General features: G+C 63.4%; 16 protein-coding genes. 9 read left to right on the top strand and 7 right to left on the bottom strand.

The annotated features are described in order from the left end of the window. Nucleotides 1–14: 14 nt before the first annotated feature. The 3 genes from R4P57_RS19265 to R4P57_RS19255 all read right to left on the bottom strand — a co-directional run bounded on the left by R4P57_RS19265 (nucleotide 15) and on the right by R4P57_RS19255 (nucleotide 3,013). Entirely contained in the window at nucleotides 15–1,028 is a 1,014-nt protein-coding gene (locus R4P57_RS19265; RefSeq protein ID WP_317804435.1) for a ParB/Srx family N-terminal domain-containing protein, read from the bottom strand. Nucleotides 1,029–1,222: 194 nt separating this feature from the next. Further along, on the bottom strand, nucleotides 1,223–2,449 hold the full coding sequence (locus R4P57_RS19260) for an MFS transporter (protein WP_317804434.1): 1,227 nt from the start codon (nucleotides 2,447–2,449) through the stop codon (nucleotides 1,223–1,225). A gap of 33 nt (nucleotides 2,450–2,482) precedes the next feature. After that, nucleotides 2,483–3,013: a GNAT family protein gene (locus R4P57_RS19255; protein ID WP_317804433.1), complete on the bottom strand. Its 531-nt coding sequence runs from the start codon at nucleotides 3,011–3,013 to the stop codon at nucleotides 2,483–2,485. A 121-nt stretch (nucleotides 3,014–3,134) separates the two neighbouring features. On the opposite strand from R4P57_RS19255, the gene R4P57_RS19250 reads away from it, so the two are divergent. Genes R4P57_RS19250 through R4P57_RS19235 form a run of 4 tightly spaced genes read left to right on the top strand, consistent with a single transcriptional unit; the run spans nucleotide 3,135 to nucleotide 6,928 of the window. Further along, nucleotides 3,135–3,989 (top strand): ABC transporter permease, encoded by an 855-nt coding sequence (locus R4P57_RS19250; protein ID WP_317804518.1) that lies wholly within the window; start codon nucleotides 3,135–3,137, stop codon nucleotides 3,987–3,989. Nucleotides 3,990–3,992: 3 nt separating this feature from the next. Continuing rightward, nucleotides 3,993–4,712: an ABC transporter ATP-binding protein gene (locus tag R4P57_RS19245; RefSeq protein ID WP_317804432.1), complete on the top strand. Its 720-nt coding sequence runs from the start codon at nucleotides 3,993–3,995 to the stop codon at nucleotides 4,710–4,712. 36 nt (nucleotides 4,713–4,748) lie between these two features. After that, nucleotides 4,749–5,795, top strand: coding sequence for an ABC transporter substrate-binding protein (locus R4P57_RS19240; RefSeq protein ID WP_317804431.1), 1,047 nt, complete (start codon nucleotides 4,749–4,751; stop codon nucleotides 5,793–5,795). A gap of 29 nt (nucleotides 5,796–5,824) precedes the next feature. Next, nucleotides 5,825–6,928: an LLM class flavin-dependent oxidoreductase gene (locus R4P57_RS19235; protein WP_317804430.1), complete on the top strand. Its 1,104-nt coding sequence runs from the start codon at nucleotides 5,825–5,827 to the stop codon at nucleotides 6,926–6,928. A 19-nt stretch (nucleotides 6,929–6,947) separates the two neighbouring features. On the opposite strand, the gene ribA is transcribed toward R4P57_RS19235, so the two are convergent. From ribA to R4P57_RS19215, 4 genes are all read right to left on the bottom strand, one after another. Beyond that, nucleotides 6,948–8,174, bottom strand: a complete 1,227-nt coding sequence (gene ribA / locus R4P57_RS19230; RefSeq protein WP_317804428.1) for a GTP cyclohydrolase II — start codon at nucleotides 8,172–8,174, stop codon at nucleotides 6,948–6,950. Next, nucleotides 8,174–8,671, bottom strand: coding sequence for a flavin reductase family protein (locus tag R4P57_RS19225; RefSeq protein WP_317804426.1), 498 nt, complete (start codon nucleotides 8,669–8,671; stop codon nucleotides 8,174–8,176). The genes ribA and R4P57_RS19225 overlap by 1 nt, the downstream gene beginning before the upstream one ends. Next, the gene (locus R4P57_RS19220) at nucleotides 8,668–9,174 is read right to left on the bottom strand and encodes an NAD(P)H-dependent oxidoreductase (RefSeq protein ID WP_317804425.1); all 507 of its coding nucleotides are present in this window, start codon (nucleotides 9,172–9,174) and stop codon (nucleotides 8,668–8,670) included. Before R4P57_RS19220 ends, R4P57_RS19225 begins: the two co-directional genes overlap by 4 nt. Before the next feature lie 158 nt (nucleotides 9,175–9,332). Next, the gene (locus tag R4P57_RS19215) at nucleotides 9,333–10,625 is read right to left on the bottom strand and encodes an NtaA/DmoA family FMN-dependent monooxygenase (RefSeq protein ID WP_317804424.1); all 1,293 of its coding nucleotides are present in this window, start codon (nucleotides 10,623–10,625) and stop codon (nucleotides 9,333–9,335) included. A gap of 418 nt (nucleotides 10,626–11,043) precedes the next feature. Here R4P57_RS19215 and R4P57_RS19210 point away from each other — a divergent pair, with 418 nt between their 5' ends. The 5 genes from R4P57_RS19210 (at nucleotide 11,044) to R4P57_RS19190 (ending at nucleotide 17,075) form a co-directional block, all read left to right on the top strand. Continuing rightward, a complete protein-coding gene (locus R4P57_RS19210) occupies nucleotides 11,044–11,871 on the top strand; it encodes an ABC transporter ATP-binding protein (RefSeq protein WP_317804423.1) in 828 nt (275 codons plus the stop codon). Next, nucleotides 11,868–12,911, top strand: a complete 1,044-nt coding sequence (locus tag R4P57_RS19205) for an ABC transporter permease (protein ID WP_317804422.1) — start codon at nucleotides 11,868–11,870, stop codon at nucleotides 12,909–12,911. Before R4P57_RS19210 ends, R4P57_RS19205 begins: the two co-directional genes overlap by 4 nt. Continuing rightward, nucleotides 12,911–13,795 carry an ABC transporter permease gene (locus R4P57_RS19200; RefSeq protein WP_317804517.1) on the top strand — a complete coding sequence of 295 codons (885 nt, stop codon included), beginning with the start codon at nucleotides 12,911–12,913 and terminating at the stop codon, nucleotides 13,793–13,795. Before R4P57_RS19205 ends, R4P57_RS19200 begins: the two co-directional genes overlap by 1 nt. 133 nt (nucleotides 13,796–13,928) lie before the next feature. Next, on the top strand, nucleotides 13,929–15,584 hold the full coding sequence (locus tag R4P57_RS19195) for an ABC transporter substrate-binding protein (protein WP_317804421.1): 1,656 nt from the start codon (nucleotides 13,929–13,931) through the stop codon (nucleotides 15,582–15,584). A 183-nt stretch (nucleotides 15,585–15,767) separates the two neighbouring features. Then, entirely contained in the window at nucleotides 15,768–17,075 is a 1,308-nt protein-coding gene (locus R4P57_RS19190; RefSeq protein ID WP_317804420.1) for an NtaA/DmoA family FMN-dependent monooxygenase, read from the top strand. The last annotated feature ends 10 nt before the right edge of the window (nucleotides 17,076–17,085 follow it).

Here is a 17,085-nt window from a genome sequence, read left to right as displayed (position 1 = left end):
ACTGCGACATGGAACTACCTGGGCAGGCCCAACTTGTACTGCAAGGCGTAGGCCAATTTGCCGGGCTTGTCGTCCGAGTACGGTGCCGACAGCTTGCCGAATTCACCCTTGCCGGCGGCCTTCCCGTCGTTCCAGGCTTCCAGTGCACCGAGTTCCGCTGCGGTTCGGCCACTGTCGATCACCGCGTCTTTCGGGGCCGCGACCTGCGCGCGCGACACCGACTCGACGGTGCTCAGATAGCTCGTCAGGTTGTTGCTGTCCCAGCCGCTGATGTCGACTTCCGCCGAGTCGCGAACCCATGCACCCCAATAGAATTCCTGGAACGGGATGGTTCCGGGTGTGAAGCCGATGTCGCGGGCGAAGTAGGTCAGGCTGCGGTACTTGTCGTTCTGGAACTTGGCGAGGCCCACTCCCGAGGGCAACTGCTCGACCGGAACCTCGTTGCCGTCGACGTCGTAGTTCCACACCCACTTCTCGGCCTTCATCCGCGCCCAGAAGTCGGCGGGGCTCAGATCGCTGAGGTTCGCCACCACCCGCAGTCGGACATGCAAATTCGGTCCACCGTCAGCCGTTTCGTAGAACGAGGTGAGTGTGTGGTGTCCGTCGGTCAGGTACGGGACGCCGCCCGGTCCGATGACGACAGTCTTCATCGGTGCGATCGTGTCGGGCGTTTCCTGGCCGACGGGGACGGTGCAGGTGAACGAGGACGGATTGTCGAGTCGTGCGTCGGGCAGTGCCGAGGCGGCCTCTTCCTGGCCGTTGGCCTCGCACCAGTCGTCGAATTTCTTGTTGATCTCGTCTTTGCCGAGCGTGTACCGGCCGAGCTTGTAGTACACCTCGTCGTACCCGAGCGAGGGTTGTGTCGCGCGCACGTCACCGATCGGCAGATCGAGAAGCTCACCCGCTTCGGCACATTCGTAGCCGAGGCCCGAAGACGATCCGGTGGGGAGCAGGTCTGCGACCTGACACAACGGCGACACCGTCCGTGCCGGCGCGGCGGTAGCAACGCCGCCCATCGAGGTGGACACGACAGAGATCAATGCAAGCGTGCCCAGCAGGGCTGCTCTACGACACGAGACCATTCGGTGAAACTCCTATGAGTTCGAGTGAAGTTCCCCGGAGACTGTCGCACTCCGGTCACCGGCCGATGTCGCGGAACCGAACCACAGATGGTCTGGAGATGAACGCACTACATCGCGGACACAGCCCTGGGATGATGGTGTCAGAACTCGGCTTCAGGGTGCCGCAGTGGCGAGAATGCCACTATGGCTGCGGCGATGGCGAATACGACGATGACGCCGATCAGGGTCGGTCGTTCACCGATCACGCCGACCAACAGGCCCGCGATCACGGCACCGAGTGCGGCCATGGTGCGGTTGACGGAACGCCTGGCAGCATTCACACGCCCGAGTAGCTCATCCGGGGTGAGCGCTTGCCAGTACCCCATCTCGTTCGCGTTCTCCGCGCCCGCCGCCAGGCCTTGCAGGCCGAGGGCTGCGAAAAGCAAGACATGGCCGACCGCTGTGTCGGTTGCGAAGGCCACGAGAATCCAGGCGAGGGGGTACAGCGTGCGGGCGAGGATGACTGCTCGACCCCAGCCGATTCGCTTGCCGAGCGTGTGGGCAATGGACGCTCCGAGCAGGCTGGCGGCACCGAACGTCGTCAGCAGCAATCCGTAGGTGTAGGCGCTGAACCCGAGCGAGCGGAGCGCGAAGAGCGACAGCACGGTCAATGCGGCTCCGTTGGCGAGGAACCACACGTGTGTCGAGACAGCGAGCGGGTTGAGCGTGCGGTGGCGGTACATGAATTTCAGACCGTCACGTACTTCGCCGATCAGGTTGCGGGAGTGAGCAGTAGGTCGAGGCTCGTCCACCTCGAGGCTCGAATTGAGTGCTGCATCGACGAGATAGCTGATGGCATCGACGGCAATCACCAGGGGAGCGCCGAGCAAGCCGACGAGTCCGCCTCCGATCGTCGGTCCCAATGTCGTTGCTGCCGCGTCGGCTTGGTCGAGTCGAGCGTTCGCCTGCACCAGTTGGCCGCGTGGCACCAACCGAGGCAGCAACGACTGCATCGCAGCGAATCCGAACACCGAGAAGGATCCGTACAAGAGCAACACGATGATCAGTACCCAGATGTGAAGTAGGCCTGCGAGCCACAGGAGCGGCACAGCGCCGAGCATCAATGCGCGGCCGACGCTGGCCCACACAAGAATCGGCTTGCGACGCCACCGATCGACGTACACCCCGGCGACCAATCCGAGTACCGCATAGGGGATGAACTGTGCAGCGTTCACCACACCGACCTCGAAGGGTGTCGCGTCCAGAAGTTGCACTACCAAGATGGGCATCGCAACCGCTGTCACCGATGAGCCGGCTGAGCTGATCGCTGCGGCGGTCAGAAACCGGCGAAACGACGAACGACGGCCTGGCGTCGAGACGTCACTCACGGGTTCTGCTCACTATGCCTCCGCGCAACTCGGTCAGCGATCCCCGCGCAACATCGCGTACACGAGAGTGTCGGTCCATTCGCCCTTGCACCACCAGTTCTGGCGGAAGTGTGCTTCCTGACGCATCCCGACCCGGGCGGCCAGGCGGGCAGAGGCGTCGTTGCGTCCGTCCAGCTGTGCGCTGACCCGGTGTATCCGGGGTAGCGAGAACACGTGCTCGATCAAGGCCCGTACCGCCTCGGTGGCGTATCCGCGGCCGGCCACAGTGGGGGAGAACGTCCACCCGAGTTCGACGAGGGCCGGTGACCCGTCGATCAACCATGCCTCGACGTTGCCCACCACAGTTCCCTCGTGCTCGACGACCATCGCGAGCGCCTGTGTGTTCAATCCGGTTCGCTTCATCCGTTTGCCCACTGCGGCAACAGCATCGGCGTGTGTCCACGCTTCGTGCAGCAGATAGCGGCAGACGTCTGGATCGCTGTAGTACGTCAGGATCCTGTCTGCGTCCTCGGGTTCGTACAGGCGAAGCGCCAGGCGCTCGGTGTGGATGGGCTCGACATTCATGAGAGCAATCTTGCCCGACCTAAATTCACGCTGATTCGAACCCTGGTCGTAGACCCCGGTCTGGCCGAAGGTGAGTAGTCGAACCTGCTCGCACTCAACCGGAAGGCCTGCACCCATGGTCATGACGTCGTACGCCGCTCCCGCGGGACCCGTGGACACGCGTGTCGTCGACGCTCCCGGTGTCGAACTCGCACCGGTCTCCCCGAAACACTCGGTGTGGCAGCGGTACCGATGGACCGTTCTGCGCGTTCTGTCACCCGTCGCGCTGCTCGTCCTGTGGCAGATTGCCAGTGCTGCCGGAGTTCTCTCCGAACGAGTGCTGCCCGCCCCGTCCCTTATCTTCGACGCGGGTCTGGAGTTGCTGCGCAACGGGGAGTTGGCGGATGCCCTGGCCATTTCGGGAACCCGCGTAGTCCAGGGACTCGTACTGGGCGGGGTGATCGGGGTCGCACTAGGAGCGCTCGTCGGACTGTCCAAACTCGCCGAGGCAACCGTCGATCCGCCGCTGCAGATGCTGCGCGCACTCCCGCACCTCGGCCTCATCCCGCTGTTCATTCTGTGGTTCGGGATCGGCGAGACTCCCAAGATCCTGCTCGTGGCTCTCGGAGTCGCATTTCCGCTGTACCTCAACACGTTCTCGGCGATCCGCCAGATCGATCGCGACTTTCTCGACACGGCCGTCGTACTCGGCTTCTCGTGGCGTCAGCGGTTCACCACCATCATCCTGCCCAGCATCGCCCCGCAACTTCTGGTGGGACTGAGGCAATCGTTGGCCATTGCGTGGCTGTCGCTGATCGTGGCCGAGCAGATCAATGCCGAATCCGGGCTCGGCTACATCATCAACAATGCACGAGATTTCCTGCGTGTGGACACCATCATCTTCGGGCTCGTCGTCTACGCGCTGATGGGAATCGCCACCGACGGCATCGTACGAATCCTCGAAAAACGAGCCCTCCGTTACCGATTGGATGCCTGATTCATGACTTCGACGACGACGTCTGTCGCCACCCTGCACGGCATCGACAAGTTCTACGGCTCCAGCCACGTATTGCAGGGCGTGAACCTGTCCATCGAACGCGGTGAGATCGTGTCGCTGGTCGGACGCTCCGGCTCCGGCAAGTCGACGATCCTGCGCGTTCTGGCCGGACTGTCGACGGACCACACGGGGGAGCGGCACGTCGCCGGAAATCCCGCGGTGGCATTCCAGGAACCACGGCTGTTTCCGTGGCGGTCGGTTCGCCAGAATGTGTCCTACGGTCTCAACACCGCAGGCGTCACCGGCAACGACGCGTTGACCGCGGCGGACGCGACCCTCGACGAAGTAGGGCTTGCGGACAAGCGAGACGCCTGGCCGATGACGTTGTCCGGTGGGCAAGCTCAGCGCGCCGCCCTGGCGCGGGCGTTGGTGGGGGAGCCGGAACTGCTGCTACTCGACGAACCGTTCGGAGCGCTCGACGCACTCACGCGACTGACCATGCAGTCTCTCCTGCTCGACCTGTGGGAACGGCACCACTTCGGCATCCTGCTGGTCACCCACGACGTCGACGAGGCAATCTCGTTGGGCGACAGGGTGGTGGTGCTCGACGGGGGTGCCGTGGCCGAGACCGTCACCGTCGATCTGCCTCGTCCCCGCGACCGGGGAACAGCCGGATTCTCTCGCATTCGTACCCATTTGCTCTCCGCCCTCGGCGTCCACTGAGCAATCAATTCCTCTCATACGAAGGATCTTTCACGCATGTCGTCTCACGCTCGTCCTCGATCGCTGCGCGCTCTCGGGGTACTCGCTGCCCTGTCTCTGACAGTCGTCGGGCTCACCGGTTGTGTCTCCCGAGGCAGCGATACCATTGCCACCGAAGCCCCCGAACTCGTCTCCAACGACCAGCTAGCCACTGTCACCCTCGACGTCGGCGACCAGAAGGGCGGCACCGAGGCGTTGCTTCGCGCATCGGGGGAGCTGGACTCTGCGCCTTACGATGTCGCGTTCTCCACCTTCACTTCCGGTCCGCCTCAGGTGGAGGCCGCAACCGCCGGCCAGATCGACTTCGCGGTCACGGGCAACACACCTCCGGTGTTCGGCGTCGCAGCCAACGCGCGCATCAAGGTCGTTTCCGCCTACACCAACGATGCGAGTGGCGATCAGATTCTCGTACCTGCCGATTCGACTCTCGCGTCGTTCGCCGACCTGCGCGGCAAGAAGATCGCAGTGGGTAAGGGAAGTTCCGCGCACGGTCATGTGCTGCTGCAGTTGCAGAAGGCCGGCTTGACCACCGACGACGTTCAGCTGGTGTTCCTCCAGCCCGCCGATGCGTTGACGGCATTCACCTCGGGTGAGGTCGATGCCTGGGCGATCTGGGATCCGTTCACCGCGATCGCGCAGGTCCAGAACGGCTCCAAGACACTGACCACAGCCGAGGGCGTCGCCAATGGCTACGGCTTCGGCATCGCCTCGCAGCAGGCTCTGGACGATCCTGCGAAGAACACGGCGTTGCAGGACTTCGTGATTCGCCTGGCCAAGGCGTCCGCATGGGCGGACGCCAATCCGGCCGAGTGGGCCGCCGCGTACTCCGCGGCCGTCGGCATCGACCCGGCTGCGGGTGAATTGGCGCAGGGTCGAAGCCAGCGACCCGCAATTGCATTGGACGACAATGTGATCGAGTCCGAGCAGGCGCTCTTCGATGCATTCGTCGAGAGCGGAAGTATACCCGGCGGCAACACGTTCGCAGACTTCGTCGACACGCGCTACAACGACGCTATCGCCGACGCGACCGCCTCGACCAACTGATCACCCACCACGTCGTAGGAGTTCCACTCGTGACCGCACGCATCTTCTGGTTCCTCCCCACCGCAGGCGACGGCCGCTCCATCGTCGGCGCATCTCACGCGTCGGCCAACATCGTCGAACCTGCCGGGTTCCGTCGTCCGTCGCTGCGGTACCTCACCGAGGTGGCTCAGGCCGCGGACCGACTCGGCTACGAGGGGGTGCTGACTCCGACCGGAACATGGTGCGAGGACGCATGGTTGACCACTGCCGCTTTACTGCAGAGCACCCGTCGACTGAAGTTCCTCGTCGCCTTCCGTCCCGGCCTCACGCCGCCCACGTTGGCGGCGCAGCAGGCGGCGACGTTGCAGCGGTTCTCGGAGGGGCGCGTGTTGTTCAACATCGTCACCGGAGGCGACGACGTCGAACAGCGCCGTTTCGGGGACTGGATCGACCATGATCGGCGTTACGCCCGCACCGAAGAGTTTCTCGAACTCGTCCACCGCATTTGGACCGAGGCGTCGGTCGATCACGAGGGTGAGTTCTTCAAGGTCGCCGATGCGCGGGTGTCGGAAGCGCCGGATCCGTTGCCGGAGTTCTGGTTCGGCGGCTCGTCCGAGCCTGCTCTGGCCGTCGCAGCCAAGCGTGTGCAGACGTATCTGACGTGGGGCGAACCGCCGGCCGGTGCTCGCGCCAAGATCGAGAAAGTGCAGGCGCTCGCGGATGCCGAGGGCCGCAAGCTCACCTATGGCATTCGCCTGCACACCATCAGCCGCGACACGTCCGAGGAGGCCTGGGCCGTCGCGCAGAAGCTCCTCGACGAGCTTCCCGAGGAGCAGGTGTCTGCGGCACACGCGCTGCACTCGTCCTCGCAGTCCGAGGGACAGCGTCGAATGGCCGCATTGCACGGTGGCAGCAAGGATTCGCTCGAGATATACCCGAACCTGTGGGCCGGGGTCGGTTTGGTTCGCGGCGGCGCAGGGACGGCTCTGGTGGGCTCACACGAGGAGGTCGCGAATCTCATCGGGGAGTACCACGACGCCGGATTCGACGAATTCATTCTGTCCGGCTACCCGCACCTCGAGGAGGCATACCACTTCGCCGAAGGTGTTCGACCCGTCCTCGACGCGCGAGGAATCACGGTTCCTGCGCGGTAGAGGCCGCGGAAGGGGTCGTTCACCAACCCTGAGCCACGCTGTGGGGCAACAGGTGTCCCATTTGGGAGCGCTTGGTCTCGAGGTAGTGGATGTTGGCCTGAGCGGCACCGACGATGATCGGCAACCGTGAACTGACGTCGACGCCGTGGGCTTCCAGGCCGCGGATCTTGTCGGGATTGTTGGTCAACAAGCGAACCGTGGTCAGACCCAAATCCTTCAAAATAGCGGCGGCACCGCCGTACTCACGCCCGTCGGCCGGTTCGTCGAGTTCGAGGTTGGCCTGCACGGTGTCGAATCCCTCGTCCTGAAGTCGGTATGCGGCAAGTTTCTTCAGCAACCCGATTCCGCGGCCCTCGTGACCGCGGAGGTAGACGAGTACGCCTCCTTCGGTGGCGATGCGTTCGAGAGCGGTGGTGAGTTGCGGGCCGCATTCGCAGCGCTGCGAGAGGAACGACTCGCCGGTCAAGCATTCCGAGTGAACCCGAACCATGGCGTCGTCGTGGACGTCACCCGAGACGAGCGCCACGTGCTCGGCCCCGGTCTTGTGGTCGAGGTAGCCGAACATGCGAAACTCGCCGTGCGGTGTCGTGAGAACGGTCTCCACGATTCGTTCCACACGAGCGGGCCCGGCCACCGGCGCGGGATCGACAAGTCGGCGATAGGCGATGAGTTCCTCGATCGTCAGCACCGGCAGGTGCATGCGAGAGCCGAGGCGTTCGATCTCGTGGAACTGCATCATCGAACCGTCGTCGGCGACGAGTTCGGCGATCACGCCCACCGCGGGAAGCCCGGCGAGCGCGCACAGGTCGACAGCTGCTTCGGTATGACCCGGCCGCTCGAGGACGCCACCGGGTCGTGCCCTGAGCGGCAGCACGTGACCGGGACGGATGATGTCGGTGGCGACGGAACCGGGATCGGCCAGGACCTGGAGGGTCCTGGCGCGATCCGCAGCGCTGATACCGGTGGTGATGCCCACGGCCGCATCGACAGTGACGGTGTATGCGGTCTTCTTCGGGTCCTGATTGTTCGACACCATCGGCGGTAACTCCAGGGCGTCCGCGCGGGCGTCGCTCATCGGAGCGCACAGCAGCCCCGAGGTGTTGCGGACGGTCCATGCCGTCCATGCAGGAGTGACCCGGTCGGCCGCGAGGATGACGTCACCCTCGTTCTCGCGATCGGCCGAGTCGGTGACGAAGACCGGTTTCCCGGCTCGAAGTGCATCGAGGGCATGCTCGACGGCACTCATCACAGATCCACAGCGAGACGTCGGAACTTACTGCCGTGGAACACTATCGGTGCAATGCCGTCCTTGATCTCGAGCTCGTTGATGCGCATCAGCACGATGTCGTGGTCACCGGCGGTGATCTGCTCGGTCACCGTGGCGTCGAGCCACATGCTCGCACCGTCGATGAAGACCGCTCCGTCTTCGGTCGTCGTCGTGGTCAATCCCTCGAAGCGGTTTCCGGTCTTCGCCGCGAGGGTTCGTGCGGCCACGTCGTGGAGTTCACCGAGCACGCTGATCCCGATACGTGGTGCGACCGCGAACTTGGGCCAGGTGGTCGAGGTGTCCTGAACACAGAATGCGACAAGGGGTGGATCGATGGATACCGCGACGAAGCTGCTTGCGGCCATGCCCACCCGTACCCCGTCGATCTCTGCGCAGACGGCGACGACTCCACTGGGGAACTGACCGAACGCATGGCGCAGAACGGACTGGTCGAGGCTCGTGGTGGTCAGGGTCATGATGCATCCGTTCGGGTTCGGGCCGCGGCGACGATGGTGTCGCCCCAGCGTGAGACGTAGTCGGTGATGAGAGAATCGGTGGTGTAGGTGGTATCGATCAGGTAGAGCCCGGGGGCGGGGGTGATCGCGCCGAGCTCGACCAGAACGTGCTTGAGGAACATGTCCGGTGCCATCGCGTGAGCAGGCCCGGCACCCAACATGAGCGGAACGGCAACGACGTTCTGTAAGCCGGTGCCCCCGGCGAATTGGTCGAGGAACAGCTTGAGCACTCCGGTGTACGTCGCTTTGAAGGTCGGACTGGCGAAGACGACGAGATCCGACGAGGCCACGGATTCGACGGCGGCCGCCACCGCCGCATCGCCCCAGCCGAGCAGACCGGAACCGAGTGTGATCACGTCGACGGTATTGCCGGGCTCACCCGTCAGTGCGGTGGCGAGAACACGCGCTGCATCGAGGGTGCGCGACTCGGGTTTCGGATTGCCCGCTACTACAGTGATTTTCATTCATGAACCTTTTCTTCGAGGCGACGACACCAGCCAACACGAGGTGCGTGTCGGTCTCGAGACTCCATCGTTGCGGAACCATTGCGCCGCTCCCAGCGGCTGTTTCAGCGGTCTGTACTGCGGTGCTACCGCACCCCGACGAACACAACGCCACCCACTCAGAAGGCGGCGAGGTTCTCGCGGAACGTGGTTCGGGAGTAGCCGTCACGTATCGCTCCGCGCCGACGCAATGCGGGAGCGAGACCGTCACTGATCTCGGAGATCACTTTTCGGGTGACGGGGGAGGCGATGAGGAATCCGTCGCCGCCGACGAACTCCATTGCCTCGTCCATTTTCTCGGCGACGGTCTCGGCTGTTCCGACGAGTTCCATCGATTCGACAGTCGGATAATTGGCGATGATCTCCCGCAGCGTCTTACCGGATTTGGCCATGTCTTCGAGCGTGCTCTTGTGGCCGTTGTACTGGGTCAGATCGGGAACCGGCGCGTCGATGTCGAACTGTGAGAAATCGGTGCTGCTGAGATACGACATCGCGGCGAGTATGCCGTCGATGTTGTTCTTCTGGATTTCGCGCATGCGATCGCGCTTGACGACAGCTTCCTCATCGGTGTCCGCCATGATGGGGCTGATCAGGAACAGTACTTTGACGTCGTCCGGCTTGCGGCCGTACTCGACCAGTCGTCGGCTGATGTCCTCGCGGTATTCCTTCATCGCGTCGAGTCCGCGAACGTTGGCGATGATGGTGTCCGCATGCTTGGCACCGAATGCCCGGCCCGCAGGGGAGCCTCCGGCCTGGCAGATCACCGGCCGCCCTTGCGGTCCGCGCGGAACGTTCAACGGGCCACGCGAGGCGTAGTACTTTCCCTCGAAGTCGATCTTGTGGATCTTCTCGTGATCGGCGAACACACCGGACTCCGGGTCGAGGACCAGAGCATCCTCGTCCCATGAATCCCACAGCTGCGATACGACGTCGACCCATTCGTCTGCCATCTCGTATCTGAGATCGTGCTCGATCTGCTTGGGCAGTCCGTAGTTCTGCGCGGCTCCGTCGGCGCTCGCGGTGACGAGGTTGATTCCGACGCGGCCCTTGGTCACGTGATCGAGGGTCGACATCAACCGTGCGGCGAGAAATGGTGGGTAGAAAGTCGTTGCGACGGTGGCGATGATGCCGATTCGTTCGGTGGCGTCGGCCATCAGTGGGACGAGCGGCATCGGGTCGAAACGCACGGTGGTTCCGCGTCGAACCGAGCTCTCGAACGTTCCGCGATACACGTCGGACAACACCGACGAATCCTCGAGCATGATGTAGTCGAATCCGGCGCGCTCCAGGCTCTTTGCCGCGTCGACGAACAGATCGGGGCGACCGATGTCCGACGCCACATTGCCCGACCACGGTTGGTTCCAGCCGTAGACTCCGAATCCCGTGGTGAAGAACCATCCGAGGTGCATCATCGGGCAACGCCTGAGTGGAGTCGATCGGTGGACAACTGCGTCGACTCGACGCTGGCGGCGGAAGCGTGCTCGTTCATGCCAATCCTCTCGTAACGGTGGGCAACTCGTCGGTTGCTCATGAACGAAGCCTCCTGCAACGGGATTACTCAACGTGGCGCAGGCGTAAATGAGTTATTACGCCGCAAACAACCCCTGCTCGAGCGGTTTGTAGGTTCTGATAACGCCGTTCGACGCCGGCGCGAAGGGTGTTCGAGACCTACGTCACCCCGGCGTTAATAAAGTTCCAGGGGCTCTGACCAGCGGATACAAGCGGCGTAATACTTCAGTTACGCCGGAGGTCGTTTTCAGTAATGCGCGGCGAGAAAGCTGTGCGATCAAGCAGCAGATCTGCTGGAGACAACCGGCTTGGAGGATCTTGATGAGTGGCAATTCGCGCACTGCGTACGCCGAGATCGACGTCGAACACCTGGGCAAGAGTTTCGATCGCACGGGATCCAGCACACCGGCTGTCGACGACATCGACATGACGATCACGTCGAGTTCGGCAATCGGAATTGTCGGTGAGTCGGGATCCGGCAAGTCGACGTTGGTTCGGATGATGTGCGGGCTGCTCTCGCCCACGACGGGTTCGGTGCGATACAACGGAGCCGAACTGAACGGGGTGCTGTCCTCGAAGGCAGGCAGGCGTGAATTCAGGTCGACGGTGCAGTACGTCGCGCAGGACACGACGTCGTCCTTCGATCCACGCCGAACATTGCGTGATGCGGTCCGACTACCTGCCGTCCGCCTTCTCGGGATGGACAACAAGGCCGCCGACGCACGAGTGAACGAGACATTGGAGTCCCTCGAAATCGACCCCTCGATGGCCGACCGATATCCCTCGGAGGTCTCCGGCGGTCAACGGCAACGTTTTTCGATAGCCCGGGCGTTGGTCGTTCGGCCCCGGATACTGCTCTGCGACGAGGTGGTGTCCGCGCTGGACGTCTCGGTTCAGGGCGCGATCCTGAACATGCTCCGTCAGTACTGCATCGAATCGGAGTGCGGACTGGTCTTCGTGTCGCACGGACTCCCCGCAACAGCCTTCATCGCGCGCGACATGGTGGTCATGAGGAACGGCGTCATCGTGGAACAGGGCACCACCGACGATGTCGTCGAGCGACCACAGGACCCCTACACAGCGGAACTGCTCGACGCGTACCGCGGTGACGAAGCAGTCGAGCAACTCGCCGTGGCGGCTGCGCGATGAGGACATTTCTCGGACGTCAGCGGTGGTGGCTCGGCCGAGTGGCCGTCCTCCCGCTGCATCTGTTGGTCTTCGCGGTCGCCGCGTTCTTCCTGGTACGCGCCATCCCTGGTGATCCGGCCCGCGAAGTGGTCGGTCCCGAAGCCACCGAGGCCGATTATCTGGCGACGAAGGCCGAGCTCGGTCTCGACGGCAGCCTCTTGTCTCAGCTGATGTCGTATCTGAGCGATCTCCTGCACTTCGACCTCGGCAACGCGATCATGACCGGTAGGCCGGTGACGACCGATATCGCAGACCGGCTACCTGGCACACTCGAACTCGCAGGAATTGCGTTCTTCTTTCTCCTGGCGATCACGTTGCTGCTCTCGGCACTAGTCGTTGCCTGGCCCGGATCGGTTGTGGCGCGGGCTGTTCGCGGTTACGCCCAAGCAGCCGGTGCCGTTCCCGAATTCGTCGTCGGTGTGGTCGGAATCTTCCTGTTCTACGCCACGCTTCAGGTGGTTCCCGCTCCTACCGGCCGAGTCCGGGCCGGATTGACCGAACCTGAGCCGCTCACCTCGTTCCCGCTGCTCGACGCGATTCTTCGAGGCGACACGGTCGTGGTGTCCTCGATGATCTCGCACCTGTTTCTTCCGATCGCTGTGCTGGTCGTCTCGGTCACCCCGATTTTGCTCAAACAGCTTCTGACAGCTCTCGATTCGAGCCTGACAGCGCAACCGACGCTGTTCAAGATCGCGACCGGATCGGCACGTAAGTACATCTACGCCAGCGCCTACCGTCGAGCTCTGCCGCCGACCGTCGCACTGTTCGGGATGGTCTTCGGCTCTCTACTCGGCGGCGCGGTCATTCTCGAGACCCTGTTCGGACTCGGCGGCATGGGGCGGTACGCCGTCGAGGCCGTGGCTGCGACGGATTTGATTGCCCTGCAGGGGTTCCTGCTCGTCGTCGCTGCGATCTCCCTGCTCGTGTTCCTGTGTGTCGATCTCGTCAACATGTTGCTCGACCCTCGGCGCAAGCCGGGCCGGCAGGGAGGTGGTTCGTGATGGTAGCTCTCGCATCGACAAACTCGGTACCCGATGCACGCAAGCCTGCTCCGGCAGCTCGCCGCAGGATATCGATCGGCACGATATTGGTGTTCGTCCCCCTGGCGGTGATTCTGCTGATCACGCTGATCGGGCCGTGGATCGTGCCGTTCGATCCGACGAAAGTGGTGGGCGCACCGTCGCTGTCGCCGGATTCCGAGTTTCTTCTCGGTACCGACTCCAACGGGCTCGACGTGTTCTCACGCACCATCTCCGGTGCCCGCATCGATGTGACGATCGCCCTCGCCGTTACGGTCGCCGCAACGGTGTGCGGCATCGTGATCGGGTTGACCATCGGAATGAACGAGGCGGGACGCGGACTCGGCGGCTTCCTGGCCCGCGGCGCGGCACGCTTCCTCGACCTGCTCGAAGCCGTTCCGACGGTGATCGTTGCCTTGGTCGTCGTGTCGTTCTTCGGAACATCCTCGATCACCATGATCTTCACGCTCTCGATCATTCTCGCGCCGATCCAGGCCAGGCTCGTCCGCACCGAAGTACTACGGGTGCGCGGCGACGCGTATCTCGACGCGGCCCGTCAAGCAGGACTGTCCGAGACGCAACTGGTGTTCCGTCACGTGCTGCCGAACTCGTCGGTCCCGGCGCTGCAGAACGCCTCGGTGGTGTTCGGTATGACGATCATCCTCACCGCTGCCCTCGGCTTCCTGGGTGTCGGTTTGCCGCCGCCCACCCCCGAGTGGGGTTCGATGATCACCCGCGGTGCAGGCGACGCCGCCATCGGAAAGCTCTGGTCGGCAGGCGCTCCCGCGTTCGCGCTGTGTCTGACCGTCGCCTCGGTGGCCATCGTCGGTCGCAGGCTGACCAAGGGCACCCGCCGTTCCCACTGACACCGGCCATCTGAACAACGGACAGTGCGGTCCGCGAAAACCCCTCTCGTCCATGATCTCCCGCGATCGACGCCACCGGCTCGACCGGCGATGACATCTGCACTCGTGCACCCAAGAAGGAGACCAACCCATCGTGAAATCCTCTCATCGTCTTTCCATCGGACTCAGGTGGACGGTCCCGTTGCTCGTCGGTGCCCTCGCGTTGAGTGCCTGTTCGGACGGCGGAACCGAGTCCTCGGCATCGACCCCCGGTGAAATCGTCGTGGTGACACCGGATCAGGCGTCGAATGTGGTGCGTGACTACGGCTACACCGCAGGCACCGACAATCAGGACGTCACCAACAACATGCACGCGCAGTTGATTCGTAAGCCGTACGTCGAAGAAGACGGCTCGGATGCGCTGGTTCAGGACCTCTACAATTTCGAGCCGTACCTTGCGGAAAACTACGAGGTGAGCCCGGACCAGCTCGTCTACACGTTCACGCTCCGTCAGGGCGTGATGAGCGAGCACGGTAACGAGCTCGACGCCGACGACGTGCTGTGGTCCTTCGAGCGCAAGTTCGCCACTCCGGGTGGCGGTATGGCCGGCTATTACAAGCCGATGTTGACCGACCCGTCGACCCAGATCCAGAAGGTCGACGACTACACCGTCAGCTTCACCGTGGAGAAGGCCGGCTATGGACTGACCCTGCTGGCCAACCTGGCCGAGAACATCGGGTCGATCTACGACAGCAACTATCTGATCGAGAACGCCACTCCCGAGGATCCCTATGCGGTGGCCTGGGGTGCCGAGGACATGATGCGCGGCAACTTCGGTTACGGCGCATACATGTTGGAGTCCGTCACTCCCGGCCAGGAGATCGTCATGACGGCGAACCCCAATTTCGTGCTCGGTGAGCCCGAGGTGAAGCGCATGATCCGACGCGTCGTGGCGGATCCCGCGACCAGAGCGAACATGGTCACGCGCGGAGACGCAGATGTCGCGTTGGCGTTGCGCTCGTCGGACCAGGCCACGTTGGAGAGCAACGACGCGGTGACCGTCCCGACGACGACCTCGAATCAGTACCTGTTGTTCTCGATGAACACCACCACTGCGCCGTTCGACGACGTGCGTGTTCGCCAGGCGATGGCATACGCGATCCCGTACGACCAGATCATGTCCGACGTCTTCTTCGGCCGGGCATACAAGTACAACCACGTACTCGACGACAAGGCACCGAACTGGGACGGGAGCGATCTGCCCCAGTACGACAGCGACCCCGAGCGAGCCAAGTCGTTGCTGGCGGAGGCCGGCTTGACCGATGGTCTCGCGTTCACCCTCAGTGTCAACAATCAGCTTCCGGCGGCGCAGGACACGGCGATTCAGATCCAGTCCTTCGCAGCCGAAGCGGGCATCGACGTCACCATCGCGGAAGTACCTGCAGCGCAGCTCAATGCCGACACGTTGGCCGGAAAGGTGCAGGCCAGCCTCAGTATCGGGGCATCGGTGACGATGACTCCGCCGTATTCGCTGCAGCTGCTCACGCAGCCGGGTGGCGGCTCCAACATCGCGCTGTGGAACGACCCCGAGTTTCTCGCGATGGTGGATCAGGGGCTCGATGCCGGTGAGGCACTCAGCCCCGAGGCCGGCGTGTTCTGGAATCAGGCCGAGCTGCGCATGACCGAGCAGGCTCCCTACGTCTTCATCGCCAGGGTGCGGCCGTCGGTGGCCCTCGAGGCAGGCATCGGCGGATTCGTACAGCGCACCGATTTCCGGATCGACTACTCCAATCTGACGCTCGGCTCGTAGAGCGCACTCCCGCACGCAGTTCGGTCGGTGGTCATATCGGGCTTCCCGACCGAACTGCGTGCGGAAACGTTCGCGATCCGCGGCGAAATCCGACGGCTACCGAGAACGTGGCCGGGCGAAACATCCGCGCGGTGTAGTTGACCGACACCGAGGAAGAACGACCAGCGAGGAACGAATGTGACCATGACAGACAACAGATTTCATCTCGGTTGGTTCGGCAGCTTCGTACCGACGTCCTGGAACACCGCGTTCGAGGGTTCCGACAGTGGGGACTGGTTGAACGGAGACTTCTACGTCGACTTCGCCAAGACCCTCGAACGCGCATGCTTCGACTTCCTGCTCCTCGAGGATTCGTCGATGGTGTCCGATACCTACGGTGGCAGTTCGGAAGCGACCCTGAAGACCGGCGGCTGGGCACCCAAAGGTGACCCGATGGCGTTGGCTCCCTTGCTCACCCGGGCCACGAGTCATCTCGGCATCGCCTTGACCGCATCGACGTCCTTCTATCCGCCCTACCTTCTCGCACGCTCGATTTCCTCGCTCGATCACCTGTCCTCGGGGCGCATCGGATGGAACGTGGTGACGTCCAGCGAAGATCGCGCGGCCCAGAACTTCGGTATGGACGCGCTGCCTCCGCACGACGAACGCTACGTACGCGCCGACGAGTACGTGGAGCTGGTCGAGAAGCTCTGGGACTCGTGGGATGCGGACGCTGTGGTGATGGACCGTGAGACGTCCACCTACGTCGACCACACCAAGGTGCACACCATCGACTTCCAGGGCAAGTACTACTCCTCGCGCGGGCCGCTCAACACGCTGCCGTCACCGCAGGGGCGACCGGTCATCACTCAGGCAGGTGGGTCACCGGCAGGCCGTGACTTCGCGGCCAAGCATGCGGACATGATCATGGCGCTGCCCAAAGGTGTTGCAGCGATGAAGGAGTACCGCTCCGACATCAGGCGCCGGATGGCACTGCACGGTCGCGATCCCGATTCGGCAAAGGTGATGTACGTGGTCTCGCCCATCCTCGGCGAGACCCACGAGGATGCGCTGGCGCGTCAGGACCGGAAAGCGGCGGCGGTACGCGCCAATCCCGCGGGAGTGCTCGTCGGCTGGTCGGCGAGCATGGAGATCGACTTCTCCACGTTCGATCTCGACAAGCCGATGCCCGAGGACGTGCACACCAACGGACATCAGTCCACGTTGGAGAACTTCCGCAACTGGGCCGACGGCCGCACGCTCCGCGAGGCCTGCGTCGCGTACCGAACCGAATCGATGGAGCTGGTCGGTACACCGGATGCTGTTGCCGCGCAGATGGGCGACGCCATGGCGGAGGTCGGCGGGGATGGGTTCTTGATCTGGAGCCAGCCGCACAACCGGCGGTACATCGGTGAGATCGCCGACGGACTCGTGCCTGCACTGCAGAGCCGCGGTCTGATGCGGACCGAGTACAGCAGCGACCATCTGCGCGACAACCTGCTCGAATTCTGACCCCTTCACT

Origin of the sequence: Rhodococcus sp. IEGM 1330 (genome assembly GCF_033142445.1) — a bacterium.
Taxonomy (GTDB): Bacteria; Actinomycetota; Actinomycetes; order Mycobacteriales; family Mycobacteriaceae; genus Rhodococcoides.
This window is presented reverse-complemented; position numbering and strand designations above follow the sequence as displayed.